Source organism: Flexivirga lutea (genome assembly GCF_054778955.1).
In genome coordinates this window covers 204,285-224,173 of sequence record NZ_BAAGZB010000001.1, presented here as the reverse complement: position 1 = coordinate 224,173, position 19,889 = coordinate 204,285, and the positions used below count along the sequence as shown (strand labels likewise).

18 protein-coding genes and 1 riboswitch are annotated in these 19,889 nt (G+C 68.9%); of the genes, 8 read left to right on the top strand and 10 right to left on the bottom strand.

Annotation, left to right across the window (positions count from 1 at the left end):
- Positions 1-205: 205 nt before the first annotated feature.
- A complete protein-coding gene (ychF, locus tag ACYVBN_RS01145) occupies positions 206-1,279 on the bottom strand; it encodes a redox-regulated ATPase YchF (protein ID WP_460598953.1) in 1,074 nt (357 codons plus the stop codon).
- A gap of 130 nt (positions 1,280-1,409) precedes the next feature.
- Positions 1,410-1,475: riboswitch (guanidine-III (ykkC-III) riboswitch) on the top strand.
- Between the two features lie 16 nt (positions 1,476-1,491).
- Here ychF and ACYVBN_RS01140 point away from each other — a divergent pair.
- Genes ACYVBN_RS01140 through ACYVBN_RS01130 form a run of 3 tightly spaced genes read left to right on the top strand, consistent with a single transcriptional unit; the run spans position 1,492 to position 4,051 of the window.
- Complete coding sequence (locus tag ACYVBN_RS01140; RefSeq protein ID WP_440280712.1) at positions 1,492-1,806, top strand: DMT family transporter; 315 nt, start codon at positions 1,492-1,494, stop codon at positions 1,804-1,806.
- Positions 1,807-1,841: 35 nt separating this feature from the next.
- The gene (locus tag ACYVBN_RS01135; RefSeq protein ID WP_460598952.1) at positions 1,842-2,798 is read left to right on the top strand and encodes a DUF389 domain-containing protein; all 957 of its coding nucleotides are present in this window, start codon (positions 1,842-1,844) and stop codon (positions 2,796-2,798) included.
- Positions 2,799-2,842: 44 nt separating this feature from the next.
- Entirely contained in the window at positions 2,843-4,051 is a 1,209-nt protein-coding gene (locus ACYVBN_RS01130; RefSeq protein ID WP_460598951.1) for a DNA recombination protein RmuC, read from the top strand.
- Positions 4,052-4,072: 21 nt separating this feature from the next.
- On the opposite strand, the gene ACYVBN_RS01125 is transcribed toward ACYVBN_RS01130, so the two are convergent.
- Both ACYVBN_RS01125 and ACYVBN_RS01120 read right to left on the bottom strand, forming a co-directional pair.
- Positions 4,073-5,113 carry a 4-hydroxy-3-methylbut-2-enyl diphosphate reductase gene (locus tag ACYVBN_RS01125; protein WP_460598950.1) on the bottom strand — a complete coding sequence of 347 codons (1,041 nt, stop codon included), beginning with the start codon at positions 5,111-5,113 and terminating at the stop codon, positions 4,073-4,075.
- A gap of 71 nt (positions 5,114-5,184) precedes the next feature.
- A complete protein-coding gene (locus ACYVBN_RS01120) occupies positions 5,185-6,441 on the bottom strand; it encodes an alpha/beta hydrolase family protein (protein ID WP_460598949.1) in 1,257 nt (418 codons plus the stop codon).
- Between the two features lie 119 nt (positions 6,442-6,560).
- On the opposite strand from ACYVBN_RS01120, the gene xseA reads away from it, so the two are divergent.
- A complete protein-coding gene (gene xseA / locus ACYVBN_RS01115) occupies positions 6,561-7,790 on the top strand; it encodes an exodeoxyribonuclease VII large subunit (RefSeq protein ID WP_460598948.1) in 1,230 nt (409 codons plus the stop codon).
- A gap of 22 nt (positions 7,791-7,812) precedes the next feature.
- Here xseA and ligD read toward each other — a convergent pair whose 3' ends face one another.
- Positions 7,813-9,432 (bottom strand): DNA polymerase domain-containing protein, encoded by a 1,620-nt coding sequence (ligD, locus tag ACYVBN_RS01110; RefSeq protein ID WP_460598947.1) that lies wholly within the window; start codon positions 9,430-9,432, stop codon positions 7,813-7,815.
- 98 nt (positions 9,433-9,530) lie between these two features.
- On the opposite strand from ligD, the gene ACYVBN_RS01105 reads away from it, so the two are divergent.
- Positions 9,531-9,791, top strand: coding sequence for an exodeoxyribonuclease VII small subunit (locus ACYVBN_RS01105; protein ID WP_460598946.1), 261 nt, complete (start codon positions 9,531-9,533; stop codon positions 9,789-9,791).
- Between the two features lie 12 nt (positions 9,792-9,803).
- Here the strand turns inward: ACYVBN_RS01105 and ACYVBN_RS01100 are convergent, their stop codons facing one another.
- Complete coding sequence (locus ACYVBN_RS01100; protein ID WP_460598945.1) at positions 9,804-10,442, bottom strand: DUF4245 domain-containing protein; 639 nt, start codon at positions 10,440-10,442, stop codon at positions 9,804-9,806.
- Between the two features lie 195 nt (positions 10,443-10,637).
- Between ACYVBN_RS01100 and glpX the strand changes: the two genes are divergently transcribed.
- The gene (glpX, locus tag ACYVBN_RS01095) at positions 10,638-11,654 is read left to right on the top strand and encodes a class II fructose-bisphosphatase (RefSeq protein ID WP_440280703.1); all 1,017 of its coding nucleotides are present in this window, start codon (positions 10,638-10,640) and stop codon (positions 11,652-11,654) included.
- Between the two features lie 11 nt (positions 11,655-11,665).
- Entirely contained in the window at positions 11,666-12,583 is a 918-nt protein-coding gene (locus ACYVBN_RS01090; RefSeq protein ID WP_460598944.1) for a carbohydrate kinase family protein, read from the top strand.
- 11 nt (positions 12,584-12,594) lie between these two features.
- On the opposite strand, the gene ACYVBN_RS01085 is transcribed toward ACYVBN_RS01090, so the two are convergent.
- The 5 genes from ACYVBN_RS01085 to ACYVBN_RS01065 all read right to left on the bottom strand — a co-directional run bounded on the left by ACYVBN_RS01085 (position 12,595) and on the right by ACYVBN_RS01065 (position 17,897).
- Positions 12,595-13,290 carry an SDR family oxidoreductase gene (locus tag ACYVBN_RS01085; RefSeq protein WP_460598943.1) on the bottom strand — a complete coding sequence of 232 codons (696 nt, stop codon included), beginning with the start codon at positions 13,288-13,290 and terminating at the stop codon, positions 12,595-12,597.
- A gap of 155 nt (positions 13,291-13,445) precedes the next feature.
- The gene (locus ACYVBN_RS01080; RefSeq protein WP_440280700.1) at positions 13,446-14,708 is read right to left on the bottom strand and encodes an ABC transporter ATP-binding protein; all 1,263 of its coding nucleotides are present in this window, start codon (positions 14,706-14,708) and stop codon (positions 13,446-13,448) included.
- Positions 14,709-14,728: 20 nt separating this feature from the next.
- Positions 14,729-15,577, bottom strand: a complete 849-nt coding sequence (locus ACYVBN_RS01075; RefSeq protein ID WP_460599780.1) for a carbohydrate ABC transporter permease — start codon at positions 15,575-15,577, stop codon at positions 14,729-14,731.
- Positions 15,578-15,592: 15 nt separating this feature from the next.
- Entirely contained in the window at positions 15,593-16,549 is a 957-nt protein-coding gene (locus ACYVBN_RS01070; RefSeq protein ID WP_460598942.1) for a carbohydrate ABC transporter permease, read from the bottom strand.
- Positions 16,550-16,604: 55 nt separating this feature from the next.
- Complete coding sequence (locus ACYVBN_RS01065; RefSeq protein WP_460598941.1) at positions 16,605-17,897, bottom strand: type 2 periplasmic-binding domain-containing protein; 1,293 nt, start codon at positions 17,895-17,897, stop codon at positions 16,605-16,607.
- A gap of 278 nt (positions 17,898-18,175) precedes the next feature.
- Between ACYVBN_RS01065 and ACYVBN_RS01060 the strand changes: the two genes are divergently transcribed.
- Positions 18,176-19,855, top strand: a complete 1,680-nt coding sequence (locus ACYVBN_RS01060; protein ID WP_440280697.1) for a fumarate hydratase — start codon at positions 18,176-18,178, stop codon at positions 19,853-19,855.
- The last annotated feature ends 34 nt before the right edge of the window (positions 19,856-19,889 follow it).

The window sequence follows — 19,889 nt, the reverse complement described above, 5'->3', positions numbered from 1 at the left end:
ACCGAGCCGATCGTGCTGATGGTCGGACGTTTCCACGAACTCGCTGACCGAGCTTCGATCTCACTGGACGGGCTCGCCGCCCACGACGTCCTCCCGTCGGGACTGCGGCCCCCGGCGGATGGGGAGAAGGCGATCACGAAGGTCCTCGAGGGACTCCGCCGATCCCAGATCACGAGCCCAGCTGTCACGGGAAACGTCACTAACGCTAGACGTTGAAGCGGAACTCCACCACGTCGCCGTCGGCCATCACGTAGTCCTTGCCCTCCATGCGCGCCTTGCCGTGCGCGCGGGCCTCGGCGACCGAGCCCAGCTCGATGAGGTCGTCATACGAGATGACTTCGGCCTTGATGAAGCCCTTCTGGAAGTCCGTGTGTATGACGCCTGCCGCTTGCGGCGCCGTCCAGCCGCGTCGGATGGTCCAGGCGCGCGACTCCTTCGGGCCCGCGGTGAGGTAGGTCTGCAGGCCGAGGGTGTTGAAACCCTTGTGCGCCAGCTGCGCCAGGCCCGACTCGGTCGCGCCGAACCCCTGCAACATCTCCAGGGCTTCCTCGTCCGACATCTCGGTGAGGTCCATCTCGAGCTTGGCGTTGAGGAAGATCGCCTCGGCCGGCTCGACCAGCGCCTGCAGCGACGCCTGCAATGCGGTGTCGACCAGCTGGTCCTCGTCGACGTTGAAGACATAGAGGAACGGCTTACCGGTCAGCAGCCCCAGCTCGCGGATCGGGGTGACGTCGAAACCCTTGGAGAACAACGTGTCTCCGGCTTCCAGGATGGTCTGCGCCTCGCGCGCGGCATCCAGCACCGACTTGTCCGTCTTCTTGCCCTTGACCTCCTTGTCGAGGCGCGGCAGCGCCTTCTCCAGGGTCTGCAGGTCGGCGAGGATCAGCTCGGTGTTGATCGTCTCCATGTCCGACTCGGGCGACACCTTGCCGTCGACGTGCGCCACGTCGTCGTCGTGGAAGACCCGGATCACCTGGCAGATCGCGTCCGCCTCGCGGATGTTGGCCAGGAACTTGTTGCCCAGCCCCTCCCCCTCGGACGCGCCGCGCACGATGCCCGCGATGTCGACGAACGAGACGGTGGCCGGCACCACCTTGTCGGAGGAGTAGAGCTCGCCGAGCCTGTCCAGGCGCTCGTCCGGCAGTGGCACCACCCCGACATTCGGCTCGATCGTGGCGAACGGGTAGTTCGCGGCGAGCACGTTGTTCTTGGTCAGTGCATTGAACATGGTCGACTTGCCGACGTTGGGAAGCCCGACGATTCCGATAGTGAGTGCCACGGGATCAAGAGTCTAGTGGTCCCTGGCGGCCCGCTCCTCCACGCTCGCCACCGACCGGCGAGCGCACCACGGACGCACCGCAGGTCCAGAACGATTTGGCCGGTGAACACCGCTGTGCCAGCCTGGGATCGGGCCGCCGCGAACGTGGTCCCCGGACGAGGGCGCCGTACCCGGACAGCGACAAGACGGCCGCTTGTGAAGGGGTGTTCACCATGGCATGGCTCGTGCTCGTCGTCTCCGGGATGATGGAGGCCGTGTGGGCCACCGCGCTCGACAAGTCGCAGGGCTTCTCCCGCCTGGTCCCGTCCGCAGTCTTCGTCCTCGCACTCGCCGCCAGCATGACCGGCCTGGCGGTGGCGATGCGCAGCCTGCCCGTCGGCACCGCGTATGCCGTCTGGGTCGGCATCGGTGCGGTGCTGACCGTGGTCTATGCGATGTCCACCGGCAGCGAATCGGTGTCGCCGCTGAAGATCATCTTCCTGCTCGGCATCGTCGGCTGCGTCGTCGGCCTGAAGCTCAGTCATTGACCGTGCCGCGCGGTGACGACCTCTAGGGTGCCAGCATGCTGGTGCATCTGCGGCTCGCCGTGCCGACGGACCTGTCCGACGACGTCGTGGGACTGCTCGAGACCCATTCGGGCGTGACCAATCTCGTCGTCCAGCCGGGAGTGTGCCGCAGCCCGCGCGGTGACCTCATCGAGTGCGACGCGGCCCGGGAGTCGGCCGGTGAACTCGTGGAGGCACTGGACGACCTGTCACTCAGCGACCGTGGCGGCATCGTGATCAGCCGGCCGAGCAGCACGCCGTTCCGCCGGGCGGAGGAGCTGGAGGAGGCCTCCCCCGGCGAGGCCGACGACGCGGTGATCTGGGAGGAAGTGCTCGACTCGGCGGAGTCGGCGAGCCGCTCGACGATTTCCTACTACCTGTTCCTGGTGATGGCGACGATCCTGGCAGCTGTCGCCGTCATCACCGACTCCTCCGTCCTGGTCGTCGGCGCGATGGTCGTCAGCCCGGACTTCGCACCGGTGGCGGCGCTGTGCACCGGCGTCGTCTTCGCCCGCGGACGCCTGGTGCGCAGCAGCGCCGTCCTGCTGGTGACGTCGTTCGTCGTCGCGATCGCGGCCGTGGCCGCCCTGGGGCTGATCGCTCGCCTCACCGGCCTGGTCAGCGGTGCCGACGTCACGCACGGCCGCCCGCAGACCGCGTTCATCTGGCACCCGGACCGCTGGTCGTTCATCGTCGCACTGGCCGCGGGGGCGGTCGGGATCTTCGCGATGTCGACCGACAAGGCGACCGCCATGGTCGGTGTGTTCATCTCCGTCACGACGGTGCCGGCCGCCGGCAACCTGGCGCTCGCGCTCGCGGTGGGCGCCCGCGCGGAGATGGCCGGCTCCGCGACCCAGCTCGGGGTCAACCTCGCCGGCATGGTGCTCGCCGGGGTGGTCACCCTCGCCGTACAACGCCTGGCCTGGCACCACCTGGTGCGCGGCAAACACCAGCTGCTCGGCCGTCCGTCCTGACGCGGCGCCGACGGGTTGTCGGCGCATCGTGCTTTCCTGCAGGTATGACGGAATTCATCGTCGGTCTCGTCCTGGGGATCGCGCTCGCAGCCGCCGCCACCTGGCTGCTGCTGCGTCAGGCGTATGCCGCACGCGGGGCGTCCCTGGCCACCGAACGCGACCTGCTGCGCGAGCGGGTGATCGACCTGGAGTCCACGGTCGCCGACGACCAGCAGACGGCGGCGGTCCTCGGACCGTTGAGCGCGACGCTCGGACGGGTCGAGCAACAGGTCGCGACGCTCGAGCGTGACCGGGTGGAGCAGTTCGGCGAGCTCGGCGCACGACTGGCCGAGGTCGGGCGGGTGACCGGTGCGCTGCACCAGGAGACCACCCAGCTCGCCGGCGCACTGCGCGCCACCTCGACCGGCGGCACCTGGGGCGAGGTGCAACTGCGCCGGGTGCTCGAACACGCCGGCATGCTCGCGCACTGCGACTTCGAGGAGCAGGTCACCGCGGTCAGCAGACATGACGCCCGCATCCGCCCGGACGTGGTGGTGCGGCTTCCCGGCGACCGGGTGCTGGTGATCGACAGCAAGGCCCCGGCGCGGGCCTTCCTGGACTCCCAGGCCGACGGACTCGCCCCCGACGAGCGCGACCGGCTGCTCGACCAGCACGCGAAGGCCCTCGTCCGGCACGTGGACTCGCTTGCCGCCAAGGCCTATTGGAGCGCGTTCGAGCAGTCCCCGCAGCTGGTGATCTGCTTCCTGCCGGCCGACGCGATGCTCGCCGCCGCGCTGCGGCACGATCCGTCCCTGCTCGACCGCGCGATGGGTCGCAAGGTGGTGCCGGCCTCCCCCAGCACCCTGCTGGCGTTGCTGCGCACCAGCGCCGCCGCCTGGCAGCAGGACAGCCTGGCCCGGGGTGCCCGCGAGCTGTTGGCCCTCGGGCAGGCGCTCTATGACCGGCTCGGCACGATGAGCCGGCACACCGCTCGGGTGGGGCAGTCGCTCACCCGGTCCGTCGAGGCATACAACGCCATGATCGGGACCCTGGAGTCCCGGGTCCTGGTGACCGCCCGGCAGATGCATGCCCTCGGGCTGGCGCAGGATGCGCCGTCCGCCGAGTTGCGCGCCGTCGAGACACCCACCCGACCGTTGACGGCCCACGAGCTCATCGACGCGCTCGATGCGGAGGTGGGCCGGCCGATGCTCGACCTGGAGGTCCCCGAGACCCAACCGGCGCGTCCCGCGCATCGCATCGAGGACGCCGGCTGACGCCCCCGGAAGATCAACCGGTCAGCGCAGTGACCCGGCGTCGTGCCGGACCTGGGCGGAATCCTCCTGACCGCGTGCCTTCAGGTCGCGGCGCAACTCCGTCGGCAGCGCGAAGAGCAGGCTCTCCTCGGCGGCGGTGATCGTCTCGACGTCGGCATACCCGCGCTCGGCGAGGTAGGCCAGCACGTCACGCACCAACACCTCGGGGACGGACGCCCCGGAGGTGACGCCCACGGTGGTCACGCCGTCGAGCCAGCTCTCGTCCATCTCGTCGGCGTAGTCGACCAGATGTCCGTCGCGCGCGCCGTGTTCGAGAGCGACCTCGACGAGCCGGACCGAGTTGGAGGAGTTGCGGCTGCCGACCACGATCATCAGGTCGGTGCGCGGCGCCATCTGCTTGACGGCGAGCTGACGGTTCTGGGTCGCGTAACAGATGTCGTCCGACGGCGGGTCCTGCAGGCCGGGGAAACGCTGCTTCAGCCGGCGCACCGTCTCCATCGTCTCGTCGACCGACAGCGTGGTCTGCGACAGCCACACCAGCTTGTCCGGGTGACGCACCTCCACGGTGTCGGCATGCTCCGGCGACTGCACCAGGATGATGTTGTCGGGCGCCTCACCAGCGGTGCCGACGACCTCCTCGTGGCCCTCGTGGCCGATCAGCAGGATGTCGTACTCGTCGGAGGCGAAGCGGGTCGCCTCACGGTGCACCTTGGTCACCAGCGGGCAGGTCGCATCGATCGTCTTCAGCGACAGCGCCTTGGCCTGCTCGCGCACCACCGGGGCGATGCCGTGCGCGGAGAAGATCACCGTCGCGCCCTCGGGGACCTCGTCGGTCTCGTCGACGAAGATCGCGCCGCGCTTCTCGAGCGTCGCCACGACGTGCTTGTTGTGCACGATCTGCTTGCGCACGTAGACCGGCGGGCCATAGAGGTCGAGCGCCTTCTCCACCGTCACGACGGCCCGGTCGACGCCGGCGCAGTAACCCCGCGGCGCCGCGAGCAGCACGCGTTTCGGCTCCTCGACGGCGGCCTGGTGCGTGTCGGTCGTTGCGGGCGAAGTCATGTCTCCATGCTAGGTGCGGTCCCGTGGCCCGGCGAAACCGGACGGTTCGCGGTCAGCGTTCCGGCCGGAGGTCAGACCTTCCCGGCCAGCATGTCCATCAGCCGCTCCACGACCGGCCCGGACCGCAGACCGTCGTGTTCATACTCGTTGGTGACCCACGGCCGCACGTTCCCGACCCGGCGAGCGGTGTCCAGGGAGAGGTCGGCGTCGACATACATGTCGTCGAAGTAGACGGCGGCGGCCACCGGCACCGTGTTGTCCGCCAGCCGCCGTGCGTCATACAGGGCGGGCCAGTCGTCGACCGCCGCGAGGATGTCGGCGGCCTCCGCGAACGGCCGCAACAGCGGGATCTGATCGAACATCCACCGGAACATCGTCTCGCCGGTGAACAGCACCGGGTCGGCGTCGGCGGCGAACTCCGGCCGGCTCGCCAGCTCCTTGTCCGCCGCCCACCCGGTCGGGACGCCGGGTGCGCCGTAGCAGTACTCCTGCAGCGCGTAGATCGGGCCGTTCGGGTAAGACGTCTCGGCCATCACCGCCTGCCGGAACCGGTCCGAGATCTCCGCACCGTCCCAGGCGGTGTCCAGCAGCCAGTGCACGTGCTCGAACCCGTAGCTCATCCCGAAGATGCTGCCGATCAGCCGGAACCGTTCCGGGGTCAACCGCGATCCGTCGGGCAGGAGCACCTCGTGCGCCGCCAAGTGATCGACGATCCGCCGCACCGCCGCGACATCGTCCGGGTAACGCTCGTAATAGGCCGCGTTCTTGTGGGCGATCCGCGGGAACGTGCGGGCGTAGACGTCGGCCGCGCCGGCGTCGATCCCGGACAGGCCACCGGTGACCATGCACCCCGCGAGGCCGTCGGGCGCCTGCGACAGGTAGGTGAGCGTGATGAATCCGCCGTAGCTCTGGCCCAGCGTCGTCCACGGCTTGCCGCCGGCGACCTGCTCCCGGAAGATCTCCGCGTCGGCCACGATGCTGTCGGCCCGGAAGTGCCGGAGGTATGCCGCGATCTGCTCCGCCGACATGCCGGCGGTCGAGCGGGCCGTCAGCGGCGTCGACCGGCCGCAGCCGCGCTGGTCCAGCAGCAACACCCGGTGGGTCTTGGTAACGTGCCCGAGCCAGCCGTCGGCACGCATCGGCCGCGGGCTCTCCCCGCCGGGGCCGCCCTGCAGGAAGACCAGCCAGGGCAGCTCGTCGCCGACCTTGTCCACCGCAACCGCTTCCCGAGCGAAGACCTCGATCGTCGGCCCGTCCGGATCCGAGTGGTCGAGCGGCACCTGCAGGGTGTGGTCGGTCAGTGCGAGGCCGGGGATGCGGATCGTCATACGGAGCAGGCTAGGTCACCCCACGAAGTTTCTCCTCCGCTTCGCCCCTCCGAATTACTTCGCGGGGACCCCGACCAGGTGGACAGTGTGTGGACATACCGAGCCCCTACAGTGACCGGGTGAGCACCCCTCTCCCGGAGAAGGCAGCCGACACGACCGCCGAGCAGCCGTGGCCGGTGCGCAAGCTGTCGGTGAAGATCAGCGACTACGTCGACAAGATGTCGCCGCTGTGGGTCGAGGGGCAGATCGTCCAGCTCAACCGGCGTCCGGGCGCGCCGACGGCATACGTGACGCTGCGCGACCCGGAGGTCGACATGTCGCTGTCGGTCACCGTGCACGTCAACACCCTCGATGCGATGGGTCCGGGCCTGCAGCAGGGCGCCCGGGTGGTGGTGCACGCCAAGCCGCGCTTCTGGACCAAACGCGGGTCACTGCACCTGGAGGCGCGGCAGATGCGCCCGGTGGGTGTCGGCGAGTTGCTCGCGCGCCTGGAGCATCTCAAGCAGTTGTTGCGCAGCGAGGGACTCTTCGACGCCGGCCGCAAGAAGCCCCTGCCGTTCCTGCCGCACACCGTCGGCCTGATCTGCGGCCGCGCCAGCGCTGCTGAGAAGGACGTCGTCGAGAACGCCCGACGCCGTTGGCCGGCAACACAGTTCGAGATCCGGCAGGTCGCGGTGCAGGGACCGAACACGGTCACCGAGGTCACCGCCGCGCTCCAGGAGCTGGACGCCGCGGCGCACGTGCAGGTGATCGTGATCTCCCGCGGCGGCGGCGGCTTCGAGGACCTGTTGCCGTTCAGCAACGAGGCACTCGTGCGTGCCGTCTCCGCGGCTCGCACCCCGATCGTCAGCGCCATCGGGCACGACGAGGACACCCCGTTGCTGGACTTCGTGGCCGACGTGCGCGCCTCCACCCCGACCGATGCGGCGAAGCGGGTGGTGCCCGATCTGACCGACGAATTGCGCGGATTGGCGCAGACCCGGGCGGCGGGTGCGCGGGCGCTGCGGCACCGGCTGGCCGCCGAACGCCGCCACCTGGCGCAACTGCGCAGCCGCCCGGTCCTGGTCGCACCGGAGACGATGGTCGCGACGCGCCGGGCCACCGTCGAGGCGCTGCGCGACCGGTCACGAGCGCGCATGACGCACCGGCTCGACCGCGCGCACGACCAGGTCGGCCACCTGCGCGGCCAGCTGCGGGCGCTGTCCCCGTTGCAGACGCTGGAGCGCGGGTATGCCGTGGTGCGGCATACCGACGGTCAGCTCGTCACCGACGTCGCCACGGTGGACGCCGACGAACTGCTGCGGGTGACCGTGGCCTCCGGCGACTTCGCCGTGCGGCCGGTCAGCTGAATCGGGCGGCACACCCGCAGGGTCAGTGCAGCCGTGGCAGCCGCTGCTCGCCATACAGGACGCCGCGGAAGAGGTCGCCGCGCTCGGCGAGTCGCTGCCCGATGGTGCGGATGGTGAACCGGTCCGGCCGCAGGTCCGGGTCGTCGAGCTCGTCCCAGCTGATCGGCGCGGACACCGGCGCGCCCGGCGCCGGCCGGGGGCTGTATGGCGCCACCAGCGTCTTGTTGATGGCGTTCTGCGTGTAGTCCAGGCGCGCCCGGCCACGGCGCTCGTTCTTGACCCACTTCCAGCTGACCAGCTCCGGCAGCACCGCGCCGACGGTCCGCGACACCTGCTCCACCCAGGCGCGGGTCTGCTCGAACGACGGACCCCGCGCGATCGGCGCCCAGAAGTGGATCCCGCGGCGTCCGGTCAGTTTCGGGAATGCCGTGACGTTCAGGTGCTCGAACGCCGTCCGGTGCAGCCGGGCCAGCTCGAGGACCTCCTGCCACGAGGTGTTCTCCCCGGGGTCCAGGTCGAACAGCGCATAGGTGGGCTGCTCCGGCTCGTCGGTCCGCGACGTCCACGGATGCCATTCCAGCGCACCGAAATTCGCTGCCCAGACCAGCACCGCCGGCTCGTTCACCACGAGGTAGGTGTGCGCCTCACCGGTCTCCGCGGCGGGGTTGTCCCAGCGCGCCAACCAGTCCGGCGCATGCTCCGGCAGCGACTTGTGCCAGAAGCCCCGGTGTCCGGCGCCCTCCGGGTAGCGGTGCATGTTCAGCGCGCGGCCGGCCAGGTAGGGCAGCACCGTCGGCGCGATGGTCGCGGTGTAACGCAGAAACTCGCGCTTGGTCACCGGGTCGGTGTCATCGGTGCCGGGGAAGAGCACCTTGTCCAGATTGGTCACCCGCAGGGTGCGGCCGAAGATCTCCCAGCTGCCGTGGTCGCCAAGTGCATCCAACGCCTCCAGCGCCTCCTCCCCCGGCCCGGTCACCGTGTCGTCGCGCAACTCCACCGCCGCGGCGGCCGCGGGCAGGTCCGACCGCCACAACCGGTCGGGGTCCGCCTTCACCTCGTCGTTGGTGCGGCCGCTCAGCACCGAGCGCGGGTGGTCCTGCGGGTCCCATCCGCGCACCGCGTCCTCGTCGTGCTTGTGCAACAGCAGCCACTGCTCCCGGTCGGACGGCCCGCCGCGGCGCACCAGCACGAAGCGACCACGCAGCTTCTCGCCATACAGATCGGCATGGAAGTCGCCGTCCGCGACCGCCCGCGCCGGGTCGTCGGTGTCGTGCGGCTCCCAGGTGCCCCGATCCCACACGATGACATCGCCGCCGCCGTACTCACCGGCCGGTATGACGCCCTCGAAGTCCTGGTACTCCAGCGGATGGTCCTCGACGTGCACGGCCATCCGGCGCACGTCGGGGTCCAGGGTCGGCCCCTTCGGCACCGCCCAGCTGACCAGCACGCCGTCGATCTCGAAGCGCAGGTCGTAGTGCAACCGCCGGGCCCGATGGCGCTGGACGACGAAGTGCCGCCGGCCGGTCGGCTCCGCCGCGGTCGTGGTGCCGCCCGAGGGCTCCGGAGTGCGGTCGAACGTGCGCTTCCGGCGGTATGTCGTCAGCGGCTCCGTCGGCTCCTCGCGGCCGGTCCTGCTCGGCACAGTGCACACCTCCTGTGCCCCAGCCGTACCCGTGCCGTGCCGACCTGACGCGCCGGCGCTCACCGGGTCACGGTCGTGCTGTCGTTAGGCTGCCCGTCATGCCGAAGAATGCCGCAGCCGACGACGCCCATGCCGACGTGGCCGACCTCGGCTACGAGCAGGCCCGCGACGAGCTGGCGTCGATCGTCAGCCGGTTGGAGGGCGGCACCGAGACGCTCGAGGAGTCCATGCGGTTGTGGGAGCGCGGCGAGGCGCTGGCCGCCCATTGCGAGCGCTGGCTGGACGGCGCGCAGCGCACGATCGACGCGATGACCGACGAATCCGGCGCGACGCCGGACGGAGTCGACACCGACGAGTGATGCCGGGGTCGCTCAGGTGGCGCTCGGCGCGGGGCTCAACTGGCTCTTGCTCAGCGGTTGCAGCGACTCGGCGAACCGGTGCAGCCGGCCCCAGTCGCAGGTGCCGGTCACCACAGTGCTCAGCCCCGCGAGCGGCCGGCTCCGGACCAGGCTGCGTTCGCCGCCGTCGGCCCGGGTCAGCTGGGTCCAGCGGACACCCGCCAGAGTGACCGAGCCGGTCCGGGTGCTCTGGTCGGTCTGAGCAGCCACCCAGTCCGAGGTGCCGTCCTGGGTCTGCACCGCCCGCGCGTAGCATCCGCCCGGGGCGTCATACCCCGCCTGCCAGGTGTCGGGCTGCTTGTCGACCGACACCAGCCGGACGTTGACCGGCTGCCAACCCTTCGGCAGGCCCTGCGCGATCGCCGGGTCCCAGTGCTTGGCACGGCCCACCTCGCGCGCGATGCCGGCGACGTCCACCGTCGGCTGCGTCGTCTGCTCGGCTCGCGGGACGAACGCCCACCAGGCCAGCACCGCCAGCGCCACCAGCACCATCGAGATGATCATGCTGCGCGCCGAGCCCATGCCGCGGCGACGCTGCGGCCGGCCGGCGTCGCCCGGATCCGTTGGCGGCGTCTGCGCGGTCGGGCTCGCGGGAGGTTCGCTGTCGGTCACGCCGCTCATCGTCCCAAACCGGGATGACGGGCCCTGCGGCCACCTGCCCGTGAACCGGCCGCACCGGGGCCGCGCCGGTGGCCGGACCTGCCGATAGAGTCGACGCCGAACCCCACCTACGCGGTGGCCGAGGCACTCGTGAGGCACGAGCGAGCGTCTCGCGGTCCCGCGGCCCGAGTTCTCCGAGGAGAGTCCATGCCGTCCGACACCGTCACCACGGAAACCACCCCGGAAACCCCGGACCGCAACCTCGCGCTGGAGCTGGTGCGCGTCACCGAGGCCGCCGCGATGGCCGGGGGACGGTGGGTCGGCCGGGGCGACAAGAACGCTGCCGACGGTGCGGCGGTCGCCGCCATGCGACACCTGATCTCGTCGGTCTCGATGAGCGGCGTGGTGGTGATCGGTGAGGGCGAGAAGGACGCCGCTCCGATGCTCTTCAACGGGGAGAAGGTCGGCGACGGCACCGGCCCGCACGTGGACGTGGCCGTCGACCCGATCGACGGCACCACCCTGACCGCCAAGGGCATGACCAACGCGGTGTCGGTGATGGCGGTCAGCGAGCGGGGCTCGATGTACGACCCGAGCGCGGTCTTCTACATGGACAAGCTGGCCACCGGGCCCGAGGCCGCCGACGTGGTCGACATCCGACTGCCGGTCGCCGAGAACATCCGGCGGGTCGCCAAGGCGAAGCACGGGTCGGTGTCCGACGTGACGGTCGTGCTGCTGGACCGCCCACGGCACGAGAAGCTGGCCGAGGAGATCCGGACCACGGGCGCGCGCATCCGGTACATCTCCGACGGCGACGTGGCCGGGTCCATCATGGCCGCCCGCCCCGACACCGGCATCGACCTGCTGCTGGGCATCGGCGGCACCCCGGAGGGCATCATCAGCGCCTGCGCGATGAAGTGCATCGGCGGTGTGCTGCAGGGCCGCCTGTGGCCCAAGGACGATGAGGAGCGGCAGCGGGCCATCGATGCCGGCCACGACCTCGACGCCGTGCTGACCACCGACGACCTGGTCCAGAGCGACAACTGTTTCTTCGTCGCGACCGGCATCACCGACGGTGAGCTGCTGCGCGGCATCCGCTACCGCGGCGGCGGCTGCACCACCCACTCGCTGGTGATGCGGTCCAAGAGCGGCACGATCCGCTCCATCGAAGCCGTGCACCCGATGGCGAAGCTGCAGCAGCTCAGCGGCGGCCTGACCGGCTGACGGGCGCACTCGTGGTCGACACCCTGGTCATCGGCGAGGCCCTCATCGACATCGTCCGCCCGGTCGACGGGCCACCGCAGGAGTATGTCGGGGGCAGCCCGCTCAACGTCGCGATCGGCCTGGCGCGCCTGCAGCATCCGGCGCGGCTGGCGGCATACCTGGCGGACGACGCCTACGGCGAGCTCATCATCGGTCATCTCGCCGCGGACGACGTGCCGCTGGTGGAGGGCAGCCTCGGTGCCCAGCGCACGCCTACCGCGATGGCTACCTTGGACGAGGCCGGCTCTGCGACATACGAGTTCGACCTCGCCTGGGACCTGCCCTATCCGTTGCCCGGCGATGTGGGCCACCTGCACACCGGCTCCATCGCCGCCGCACTGCAGCCTGGCGCCGAGAAGGTGGCTGCTGCCATCCTGGCCGCCCGCGACCACGCCACGGTGTCCTTCGACCCCAATCCCCGGCCGACGCTGATCGGTGCGGCGCACGAGGTGCGCGCGGGCTTGGAGCAGCTGATCGGCTACTCCGACGTCGTCAAGGCCAGCGACGAGGACATCGCCTGGCTCTACGGCGCCGATGCCGATCCGGCTCAGGTGCTGGCACTGTGGGGGCAGCTCGGGCCGTCACTGGTCGTCATGACCCGCGGCGGGGACGGCGCGCTGCTGCACGTCTCCTCGACCGGGCAGACCGTCTCCGTCGCCGGCCGGAGCGTGTCCGTCGTGGACACGGTGGGCGCGGGCGACTCCTTCCAGTCCGGGCTGCTGTCCGGGCTGCTCGACGCGGGCCTGCTCGGCTCCGCCGACGCCCGCGACCGGCTGCGCCGAGCCGATCTGTCGCAGCTGCGTCCCGCGGTGGACCGGGCGATCGAGACGTCCGCGATCACCGTCTCCCGGGCGGGCGCGAACCCACCGACCCGCGCCGAGCTCGGGTAGTCCTCTCCCCCTCAACGCGGGCGGATCGACAGGTCCTCGACAGACGCCTCGGGCGGCGCGGTCAGCACGAAACGCACTGCAGCGGCGACGGATTCGGGGCGCAGGTAGTCGTTCTCGTCATACGCGGCGCCTTCGAAGTCGCGCAGTTCGCGCTGCATGTCGGTGGCCACCCGGCCCGGGTAGACGGTGGAGACACGGACGCCGTGGGCACGCTCCTCCTGTCGCAGCCCGTCGGCGAACGCACGCACCGCGAACTTCGATGCCGAGTAGAGGCTGCCCTGGGCGCCGGAGCGCAGTCCCGAGCCGGAGTTGACGACCACGACGGTGCCGTCGCCGGCGCGCAGCTTCGGCAGCAGCGCGCGCGTGAGGTCAGCAACCGCCACCACGTTCACCTCGAGGGTATGGCGCCAGGCGTCGCGACCGAGGTCCGCGACTGCGCCACTGCCCAGCACGCCGGCGGAGTGCACCACACCGGCCAACGCCGGCACGTCGTCGAGCGCGTCGACGGCGGCACCCGTGGCTGCCGCGTCGGTCAGGTCGGCGACGAACGGCACGGCGTCCGGCAACGCACCACACACGGCGGCGACGGCCGCTTCGTCCCGGCCGCCGATCAGCAGACGATGATCCTCGCCGAGGGCGTCCGCCACGGCGCGACCGATGCCGCGGGTGCCTCCGGTGATGAGCACAACAGGTCGGGAGTCAGTCATGGCTCAACCGTAGGCGACCGACCCCGACGCACTGACCACCGAGCGGACACGAAACACACCGAGGGGACACGTAAATCGGGGCTGCCACGCCCCGATTTCGTGTCCCCTCGGTATTTGTGTGTCCGCTCGGTGAGGGGGCGGGTCGGCGCGCCGGGCTAGGCCGACTTCTCGGACTGCTCGGACTCGCGCTTGCGCGCGCGTTCCAGCGCCGCCTTGCGCATCTTCTCGGAGTCGGCCGCGATCTCGGCGGCCTTGTCCTCGTCACGAGTGAGGTTCTCACCTGTCTGCGGGTCGAAGACGTGCATGGACGCCGGGTTGAAGGCGAGCTGGGCCTCGTCGCCCTCCAGCACCCGCGACCGCGGGTCCAGGTTGACGATCATCTGGGTGCGCAGTCCCTCGCCGTCCAGGTCGCGGTCCAGCTCCTCCAGCTGGTTGCGGACCTCCCCGTCGGCCTCGTAGGGGATGTAGGCGTACTGCTCGTTGCCCAGCCACTCGGTCTGATCGACCACGGCGTTGAACTTCACCGAGTGCTCCGGGCCCGATTCCACCGTGGTGTCCTTGAGGTGCTCGGGGCGCAGGCCCACGATCACGACGTCCTTGCCCTTGATCTTCTCGGCGAGCTCACCCTCGGCCGGCACGTCGACGAACGGCAACTTCAGCGTGCTGCCCTCCACCTTGGCGGGCAGGAAGTTCATCGGCGGCGAGCCGATGAAGCCGGCGACGAAGAGGTTGACCGGCTGTTCGTAGAGCTCGCGCGGGGACGCGACCTGTTGCAGCACACCGCGTTTGAGCACGCAGACCCGGTCGCCGAGGGTCATCGCCTCGGTCTGGTCGTGGGTGACGTAGACGGTGGTGATGCCGAGCCGGCGCTGCATCCGGGCGATCTCGGTGCGCATCTGCCCGCGCAGCTTGGCGTCCAGGTTGGACAACGGCTCGTCGAAGAGGAACGCATCGGCCTCCCGGACGATCGCCCGACCCATCGCCACCCGCTGCCGCTGACCACCGGACAGGTTGCCCGGCTTGCGTTCCAGGTGTTCGTCCAGCTCCAGCATGCTGGAGGCCTCGCGAACCTTCCGGTCGATCTCCTCGTTGCTGTGTTTGCCCTTCTGCAGGCGCAGCGGGAAGGCGATGTTCTCGAAGACCGTCAGGTGCGGGTAGAGCGCGTAGTTCTGGAAGACCATTGCCAGGTTGCGGTCCCGGGGCGCGAGGTCGTTGACCCGCTTGCCGTCGATCTCCAGGTCCCCCGACGTGATGTCCTCCAGCCCAACGATCATCCGCAGCAGGGTGGACTTCCCGCAGCCCGACGGTCCCACCAGGATGACGAACTCGCCGTCCTTGATGTCCAGGTTGACGTCGTTGACGGCCGGGAAACCGTCGCCGTACTTCTTGACAATGTGCTTGAGTTCGATGCTCGACATTGCTTCTCCTTGAGGCCTTTTCAGCCCTTGACTGCGCCGGAAGTGAGGCCGGCAACGATCCGCTTCTGGAAGACCAGGACGAGGATCACGACGGGAATGGTGACGACGACCGCGGCCGCACAGATGGCGCCCGTCGGCTGGACGAACTGACTGGCGCCGGTGAAGAAGCTCAACGCCGCGGGCACCGTCTGCGCGTGCTGCGCGGTCAGGTTGGAACTGAAGACGAAGTCGTTCCACGCGGTGAAGAACGCGATGATCGCGGTGGTGAACACGCCCGGCGCCGCGAGCGGCGCGACGACCTTCACGAACGCCTGCCAACTGGTGGCACCGTCGACCTGCGCCGCCTGCTCCATCTCCCACGGGATCTGCTGGAAGAAGGCCGACAGGATCCAGATCGACAGCGGCAGGGTCAGTGCGAGGTACGGGATGATCAGGCCCGGCAGCGTGTCGAACAACCCGATCTGCCGCCACAGGTTGAACAACGGCGTGACCATCGCGATCACCGGGAAGAACGACACCGCGAGCGCAGTCGTGAGGATCAGCTTCTTGCCCGGGAAGTCCAGCCGCGAGATCGCGTAGGCGCAGAACGTCGCGAGTATGACGCTGATGACCGTCGACACCACGCAGACGATGATCGAGTGCCACAACGCCGGCACGAACAGGTCGGACGCACCTCCGGAGAAAATCAGCTTGTAGTTGTCCCAGCTGATGTCCTTCGGCCAGAAGTTGCCGAGGATGTTCTGTCGCGAATCACCCAGCGCGGCATCGGATTTGAGCGAGGTCGCCACAATCCACAGCAGCGGTATGACGGTCCAGATCATGATGACGATCGACGCGACGCCGAGGCCGTTCTTGGCCTTGGTGCTCATGTTGGTCTCCACTGCTCAACTCCTCCCGCTGGTGGTCAGATCGACCTTGAAGAGCTTGACGAAGATGAACGCGATGATCAGCACGATCACGAAGAGGATCACCGCGAGCGCTGACCCCATGCCGATCTCCACCCGGCTGACCGTCTCGGTGCCGACCAGCATCGACAAGGTTTCGGTCTTGTTGGCACCGCCGGTCATGACATATGGATTGTCATAGATGCGAACGGCATCCAGCGTCCGGAAGAGCAGCGCGACCATCAGCGCCGCCTTCATGTTGGGCAGGATCACCTTGGTGAAACGCTGCCACCAGGTGGCGCCGTCGACCTTGGCCGCCTCCTCCTGTGCCGAGTCGACCTGGGCCAGCCCGGCCAGCAGCAGCAACGACATGAAGGGCGTCGTCTTCCAGATCTCCGACAGGCAGATGATCGTCAGTGACGACCACCGTCCGCCGAACCAGTTGTAGGTCTCGCTGAACCCGCCGAAGGTGAAGAAGTGCAGCCAGTGGTTGAAGAAGCCGGTGTCGATCTGTGCGGCATACAACCAGGAGAAGCCGGACACGACCGTGACGATCGCGTAGGGGATCAGCACGATGGTGCGCAGCGTGCGGCGTGGCCAGACGACCTTGTGCATGACCATCGCGATCGCCATGCCCAGGATCAGCTCGACGATCACCGTGACCACGACGATGAAGAACGTGGACTCGAACGCCTGCCAGAACAACGGGTCGGACAACGCGGTGATGTAGTTCTGGATGCCGACGAGCTTCTTGCCGGCCGGGTCGGTCAACCGATAGTTGAACAGCGACAGGTAGACCGCGTAACCGATCGGATAGAGCGTGACCAACAGCATGATGACGAAGGCGGGACCGGCCAGCCGCCAGCCGAGGTTGCGCTCGCCCTTGGCCCGGTCGGACAGGTGGGCCTGCTCACGGGCGGTGAGATCGCCCTGAGTGGTGTCGGCGACGGCACTCATGACGGGACCCCCTCGCGGTGTCGCGGGACGCAGGACGCAGGACTTCGTGGGATGTTCACAGCAGCGCCTTCCCGTTCAAGACCTTGAGAATGAAGGCCTGCGCCTTCGCCGGGGTGCTCTGGTCGACCGAACTCGGCGGACTGAACTTCTGCTGCAGCGCCGTGGAGATGTCACCCCAGTAGGGCGTCAACGGCCGGGGGGCCGCCGCGTCCAGGGACTTCATGATCTCCGCGGCGATGCCGTTCGGGAACGCCGTGAGGACCGTGAGCGGCTTTCCTCCCGATGGCGTGAACTTGGTCGTTGAGTCCCGGTAGACGGCCTTGCGACTCGCCGGATTCCCCGAAGCGATCATGTACTGCGCCTGATGCTTCTCGTTGGTGATGCACGCCGCCGCCTGGTAGGCGAGCGCCTGGTGGTTGCTGTCCTTGCCCACCGCCAGCTGGATGCCACCGTATGGCGGCCGGGACTTCTCACCCTGGACCGTCTGCGGATACCGGGTCGCGGCCACATCGGCCTTGTCCTTGCCCGGGTAGGCGCCGTAGGTGTAAGGCCAGTTGACCAGGAAGCCGCCCTTCGGGCTGCCGAAGAGGTTCAGCGACTCGGTCTCGGTGGAGTTGCCCATCGCCGGTCCGCCGACGCCGGTCGAGGAGACCTCGTGGATGATCTTGGCGGCGTCGCGGCCCGCCTGGGAGTCCAGGCCGAGCTTGATGTTCTCGTAGGTGGCGTTGGGGTTCTTGACGATCTCGCCGCCGGCCCCGGCCACCAGTGCGTTGATCCAGACCGAGTAGCCCTCGTAGAGCTTGGCCTGCACCCCGATCTGCATGTGGGTCTGCTGCGCCGCCTTGATCAGCTGGTCCCAGGTCACCGGCTTGCTCATGTCGAGACCGGCCTTCTTGGCGACCGACTTCTTGTACCAGAGCAGTTGGGTGTTGGACCAGAACGGCACCGACATCAGTTTGCCGTTGTAGGTCGAGGCGTCGATCGAGGACTGCACCCGGTCGGCCTTGAACTCGGCGACCATGTCCTTGGGCACCGGCGCGAAATAGCCGGCCGCGGCGAACTCGCTGACGAATGCCGGGTCGACGCTCATCAGGTCCATGGTCTTGTCACCGCCGGCCAGTCGCCGCAGCAACTGGATCCGCTGGTCGCTGGCCGAGTTGGGCAGCAATTGGACCTTGATCTGGTATTTGCCCTTGGAGGCGTCCGAGCACTCCTTGGCGAGCGTCGCCTGGCCACCCTTGCTGGCATCGGCGTTGCCGACGTCGGGGTTGATGTACCAGGTGAGGTGAGCCGGTCCGGACCCGCTGTCGCTGCTTCCTCCGCAGGCGGCCAGGCCTGCGGTCGCCATGAGGACGGCGACCGCCCCCGCTGCGCCACGTCGAGGTGGCCTGAGACGTTTCATATGCATCCGCTCCATCCAGGGGGTGTGAGCTCCAACACGTTCTCACGGTCTACACCCCTTATACCCCCTGTGTCTCGCGGACGGCCCGGTCAGATGGCAAACCGTTGTGCAACGGTTGCCGGAGGCACCGCACCGCAGCGGTGACACCACTCCCGCGCGGTGACGCCGGCGAGCCCCACTACTCTGAAAGCACCGCTCATCCAGCAAGGAGATTGCCACCTGCCATGGCCGAATTCGCCTACGAAGACCTGCTGCCGCTCGGGGACGACGCGACGACCTACCGCAAGTTGTCCGACACTGGCGTGCGGACCGTCGACGGACCGGGCGGGCGCACGTTCCTCGAGGTCGACCCGGAGGCGCTGCGGCTGCTGACCGAGACGGCGATGCACGACATCGCGCACTACCTGCGCCCTGCGCACCTGGCCTTCCTCCGCACGATCCTGGACGACGACCAGGCCAGCAACAACGACAAGTTCGTGGCGATGGACCTGCTGAAGAACGCCGGGATCGCCGCGGCCGGGGTGCTGCCGATGTGCCAGGACACCGGCACCGCGATCGTCATGGGCAAGAAGGGTTCCCAGGTGCTCGTGGGCGGTGACGGTCCGGACGAGGCATCGATCGCCCGCGGCGTGTATGACGCCTACACCCGCCTCAACCTGCGTTACTCGCAGATGGCGCCGATCAGCATGTGGGAGGAGAAGAACACCGGCTCCAACCTGCCGGCCCAGATCGAGCTGTATGCCGACACCGCGGCGGGCCACGAGAACACCTACAAGTTCCTGTTCATGGCCAAGGGCGGCGGTTCGGCCAACAAGTCCTTCCTCTATCAGGAGACCAAGGCGATCCTGAACCCCGAGTCGATGATGCGGTTCCTCGACGAGAAGCTGCGCACCCTCGGCACGTCGGCCTGTCCGCCATACCACCTGGCGATCGTGATCGGCGGCACCAGTGCCGAATTCGCCCTGAAGACAGCCAAATACGCCAGCGCCAAGTATCTCGACGAACTCCCGACCTCGGGAGACGCGGCCACCGCGCACGGCTTCCGTGACGTCGAGCTGGAGGAGCAGGTGCTGGAGCTGACGCGGGGCTTCGGCATCGGCGCGCAGTTCGGCGGCAAGTACTTCTGCCACGACGTGCGGGTGGTGCGCCTGCCCCGGCACGGCGCCTCGCTGCCTGTCGCGATCGCGGTCAGCTGCTCCGCGGACCGGCAGTGCCTGGGCAAGATCACGCCCGAGGGTGTCTTCATCGAGCAACTGGAGACCGACCCGGCGCGCTTCCTGCCGGACACGACCGACGAGGAGCTGGATGCCACGGACGTGGTCCGCATCGACCTGAACCGGCCGATGGACCAGATCCGCGCCGAACTGACGAAACACCCGGTCAAGACACGCCTTTCACTCACCGGCCCGCTGGTCGTCGCGCGTGACATCGCGCACGCCAAGATCAAGGAGCGGCTGGACGCCGGCGAGGAGATGCCGCAATACCTCAAGGACCACGCGGTCTACTACGCCGGTCCCGCCAAGACACCGGACGGTTACGCGTCCGGCTCGTTCGGCCCGACCACCGCCGGCCGGATGGATTCGTATGTCGAGCAGTTCCAGGCCGCCGGCGGATCGATGGTCATGCTGGCCAAGGGCAACCGCAGCAAGCAGGTGACCGACGCCTGCCAGGCACACGGCGGCTTCTACCTCGGTTCGATCGGCGGCCCGGCCGCCCGGCTGGCCAAGGACTGCATCAAGCACGTCGAGGTGCTCGAATACCCCGAGCTGGGCATGGAAGCGGTGTGGAAGATCGAGGTCGAGGATTTCCCCGCCTTCATCGTGGTCGACGACAAGGGCGAGGACTTCTTCGCGGCCACCGCGAAGCCGGCCGCGTTCACCATCACCACCCGGCCCGGCCTATGAGCACCCGACGAATCACCACCGTGTCCAGGAAGGA

What these genes read in the sequence shown, in the direction of transcription:
- ACYVBN_RS01065 (WP_460598941.1), bottom strand. Translation starts at nt 17,897, where the DNA reads ATGGCGACCGCAGGCCTGGCCGCCTGCGGAGGAAGCAGCGACAGCGGG.
- ACYVBN_RS01135 (WP_460598952.1), top strand. Translation starts at nt 1,842, where the DNA reads ATGCTGGTGCATCTGCGGCTCGCCGTGCCGACGGACCTGTCCGACGAC.
- ACYVBN_RS01130 (WP_460598951.1), top strand. Translation starts at nt 2,843, where the DNA reads ATGACGGAATTCATCGTCGGTCTCGTCCTGGGGATCGCGCTCGCAGCC.
- ACYVBN_RS01075 (WP_460599780.1), bottom strand. Translation starts at nt 15,577, where the DNA reads ATGAGCACCAAGGCCAAGAACGGCCTCGGCGTCGCGTCGATCGTCATC.
- ACYVBN_RS01140 (WP_440280712.1), top strand. Translation starts at nt 1,492, where the DNA reads ATGGCATGGCTCGTGCTCGTCGTCTCCGGGATGATGGAGGCCGTGTGG.
- ACYVBN_RS01125 (WP_460598950.1), bottom strand. Translation starts at nt 5,113, where the DNA reads ATGACTTCGCCCGCAACGACCGACACGCACCAGGCCGCCGTCGAGGAG.
- ACYVBN_RS01070 (WP_460598942.1), bottom strand. Translation starts at nt 16,549, where the DNA reads ATGAGTGCCGTCGCCGACACCACTCAGGGCGATCTCACCGCCCGTGAG.
- ACYVBN_RS01105 (WP_460598946.1), top strand. Translation starts at nt 9,531, where the DNA reads ATGCCGAAGAATGCCGCAGCCGACGACGCCCATGCCGACGTGGCCGAC.
- glpX (WP_440280703.1), top strand. Translation starts at nt 10,638, where the DNA reads ATGCCGTCCGACACCGTCACCACGGAAACCACCCCGGAAACCCCGGAC.
- ACYVBN_RS01080 (WP_440280700.1), bottom strand. Translation starts at nt 14,708, where the DNA reads ATGTCGAGCATCGAACTCAAGCACATTGTCAAGAAGTACGGCGACGGT.
- ACYVBN_RS01060 (WP_440280697.1), top strand. Translation starts at nt 18,176, where the DNA reads ATGGCCGAATTCGCCTACGAAGACCTGCTGCCGCTCGGGGACGACGCG.
- ACYVBN_RS01085 (WP_460598943.1), bottom strand. Translation starts at nt 13,290, where the DNA reads ATGACTGACTCCCGACCTGTTGTGCTCATCACCGGAGGCACCCGCGGC.
- ACYVBN_RS01120 (WP_460598949.1), bottom strand. Translation starts at nt 6,441, where the DNA reads ATGACGATCCGCATCCCCGGCCTCGCACTGACCGACCACACCCTGCAG.